4 protein-coding genes are annotated in these 3,275 nt (G+C 62.7%); 2 read left to right on the forward strand and 2 right to left on the reverse strand.

From position 1 onward, the window contains the following. The first annotated feature begins 344 nt into the window (after positions 1-344). Complete coding sequence (locus tag VMR03_RS03555; RefSeq protein ID WP_325402351.1) at positions 345-974, forward strand: hypothetical protein; 630 nt, start codon at positions 345-347, stop codon at positions 972-974. 9 nt (positions 975-983) lie between these two features. On the opposite strand, the gene VMR03_RS03560 is transcribed toward VMR03_RS03555, so the two are convergent. Next, entirely contained in the window at positions 984-1,703 is a 720-nt protein-coding gene (locus tag VMR03_RS03560; protein ID WP_325402353.1) for a YgcG family protein, read from the reverse strand. A gap of 7 nt (positions 1,704-1,710) precedes the next feature. Beyond that, positions 1,711-2,304 carry a LemA family protein gene (locus VMR03_RS03565; RefSeq protein ID WP_325402355.1) on the reverse strand — a complete coding sequence of 198 codons (594 nt, stop codon included), beginning with the start codon at positions 2,302-2,304 and terminating at the stop codon, positions 1,711-1,713. Positions 2,305-2,924: 620 nt separating this feature from the next. Between VMR03_RS03565 and VMR03_RS03570 the strand changes: the two genes are divergently transcribed. Further along, the coding region (locus tag VMR03_RS03570) for a VOC family protein (protein ID WP_325402357.1) at positions 2,925-3,275 on the forward strand (351 nt) is incomplete at its 3' end.

Here is a 3,275-nt window from a genome sequence, read left to right on the forward strand (position 1 = left end):
GCCACAGGTTTTGGAGACTTCTGCGCCTTGGGTGCGGCGGCAAAGAGATCGCTGGTGTCGTCGGATTTGGACGTCTTGCGGGCGGCCATGAAAACTCAAACTTCAAGATGGGGGAACGAATCGAGGCCGATTGTAGGGCGCGGAGGCGGGCAGGGGCAATCGGCACAGCGGCCTCGCCCTTCGAGACGGCGCTATCGCGCCTCCTCAGGGTGAGGGGCACTGAAGTGGTTCCTCACCCCTGAGGAGGGCCGCAGGCCCGTCTCGAAGGGCGAGGCCCAACGAGGCGAAGGCGGCGGCAGCGATGGTGAGGTAGGGTATCTTGTGTCGGCATGTCGGGAGCCAGAGTGAAAGAGATTTTTCCATCGCTCTTCCTGATCGGGCCTGAGCGGCCGGACGGGAAAACGCCGTTCACCTATCTCCTCAAGCGTCCGGCAGGGAATCTCCTCTTTGCGACGAAGGCCGACATCGCCGCTTCGCGCGACATCAAGGCTCAGGGCAAGGTCACGCATCTAATGCTCGGAGATCGTCATCACGCGCTCTCCCATACCCAGGCGATGGCCGACCGGTTCGGCGCGGCCATTATCTGTTCGGACATCGAAGCCGCCGTTCTGAAGAAGCAGGGCGTGCATGTCGCGGAGCCGCTTCCGTACCGGCCCGCTCAGTTCGCGCCCGACCTCGAAATCATCCCGACGCCCGGCCATACGCGCGGGGCATTTTCCTATCTCTGGACTCATGCAGGACGGAGATTTCTCTTCATCGGGGATACGATCGTGCCGGTCGATGGCGGATGGCGATATTGGGTAACCGCGCCGAACCGGGCGACGATGCGCGAGATGATGAAGACGCTCTCCCAGCAGAGCTTCGACGTCATCCTGTCGAACTCTTTCGCTTCGACGCCGGTCGCATGGCTGGAAGTTAGCGCCCGTAGCCGCGCCGCGATGTTCGCAGAACTCGGCCGGAGCTTGGCGGGTTAAAGAGGAGCCTCACCACCGTCCGCTCGCGCCGCCGCCGCCGGAGCTTCCGCCACCGCCGCCGAAACCTCCACCGCCTCCGCCAAAGCCGCCACCTCCAAATCCGCCGCCACCGCCGCCCCACCAGATGCCGGGGCCGCGGCCGCCACGGCGGCGCGCATTGGCGACGATGAACATCCAGATCAGGAAAAAGATGATGAAGGGCAGCGCGCCCTGCCAGTCGGTCTGGTCCTGTTTCGGCGCGGGCAGCGTGCCGCCGCCCAGCACCTTCAGGATCGCCGCTGTGCCGGCCTCTATGCCGCCCGGCAGGTCATCCGCCTTGAAGCGCGGCGTGACGATGTCGCGGATGATCTGGGAGGACAGGGCATCCGTCAGCGTGCCTTCGAGGCCGTAGCCGACCTCGATGCGCATTTCATGTTCGTTCGGTGCGACAAGAAAGAGGACACCATTGTTCTTGTCCTTCTGCCCGAGCTTCCAGGCGCGGAAGGTCTGGTTGGCATAGGTTTCGACGTCATTGCCATCGAGCGAGGGCACGGTGGCGACGACGACCTGTTCGCTCGTCTTCGCCTCATGTTCGGCGAGCGCCGCCTCGAGCTTCTGCACCTCGTCTGCCGGCAGCACATGCGCCGCGTCGACGACGCGGCCGGTCAGCGGTGGCGGCGTGACGGCCGCCGCCGCCGCTCCGGTGGCGAAACCGAAGACCAGCAGAAAGCCGAAGAGGGCGGCGCGCATTGTCATCCTAGAATTGCACCTGTGGCGCTTTTTCCGCGCCGGGCTCGGCCTGGAAATTCGCCTTGGGCTTCGCGTCCGGATAAAAGATCGCCGCGACGAGGCGGCCCGGGAAGGTGCGCAGCGTCGTGTTGTAGGTCTGCACGGCCTGAATATAGTCGCGCCGCGCGACGGAGATGCGGTTTTCGGTGCCTTCGAGCTGCGACTGCAGGGTCAGGAAATTCTCGTTCGCCTTCAACTGCGGATAAGCCTCCGCGACGACGAGGAGTCGTGAGAGTGCGCCGCCGAGGTCGCGCTGCGCCGCCTGATAATTCGCCACCGCCTTTTCGTCGGCCGGGTCGGGAGCCGTGAGCTGGCCGACGCGGGCGCGGGCATTGGTCACTTCGGTCAGCACCTTTTCCTCATGCGCGGCGTAGCCTTTCACGGTCGCGACAAGATTGGGCACGAGGTCCGCACGGCGCTGATACTGGTTGAGAACCTGGCTCCAGGCGGCGTTCGCCGCTTCGTCCTGGCGCGGAATGGTGTTGATGTTGGAAAAGACCCAGACGCCAACCAACAGGATGACGGCGAGAATTCCCCAAAGCACGACGCGGCCGTTCGACATTTCGTCCCCTCATTTTCCGGTCCCCAATGGACCGACCTTATCCGGCTTCCGGAGCCGCCGCGAGGCGACAAATGGGCCGGTCAGGAGGAGATGGGAAGGGATTTCGGAAATAAAACGGGGATAAGTTTTATTTTTAAAATGCACGCAACCCCGCTCAGCGGAAGCCCCGGATATCCTGTCGGGCGTTCCTCGCGGGGTTGCTTATGGATGTGCCTCCGGCACTCGCCCCAGCTTAAGAGCAGGGCCTGTTCCATTGCTTTCGCCTGCGCACTCAATGTGAGCGACCCGGGCGTCAGTGTTCATGTTGCGCTCTCTGGCCTAAACGGTTCGCTGACCGGTCACGCATGAAGAACGCGTCAGGTGTGCGATGAAATGCATGGTCCAAATTGTCAGGACCGTGCTTGCGTCGGTGGAGTCATCTTCTTAAACCTCCTCCGTTGGATCCGTTCAACGAGAAAATGCTAGGCCCATAGGTGTCGGAGCGTCAACAGAAAACGGTTTTCCAGGCGCGGCAAATATGCGGCAGCAGGGTTGACGTAATTAATACGTCTACGGACTGAATAGAAAACAGGGGCGACCATGTTCCTGCCGAAAATGCGAAAGGATAAAGGGAGGAAAAAATGTGGCTACGTCAGGTGGCGCTCGTCGCGCATGATCTCGATCCTGTTGTCGATCAGCTCGGAAATGTACTTGGTTTGAAGGTCGCCTATCGCGATCCAGCCGTCGGCGTGTTCGGGCTCGTCAACGCGGTCATGCCGGTCGGCGGTGAGTTCCTGGAGGTTGTGCAGCCGGTGAAGGAGGACGCATCGGCGCTGCGCTATCTCCGCCGGCGCGGCGGCGATGCGGGCTACATGGTCATCCTGCAATCGGCAGACGCTGCCACGCAGCGGGCGCGCATTCTCGGCCTCGGCGCGCGCAAGATCGCGGCTCATGACGGCGACTACGTCTTCACCCATTTTCACCCGGGCGAT

This window comes from Parvibaculum sp. (genome assembly GCF_035511255.1).
Classification (GTDB): domain Bacteria; phylum Pseudomonadota; class Alphaproteobacteria; order Parvibaculales; family Parvibaculaceae; genus Parvibaculum.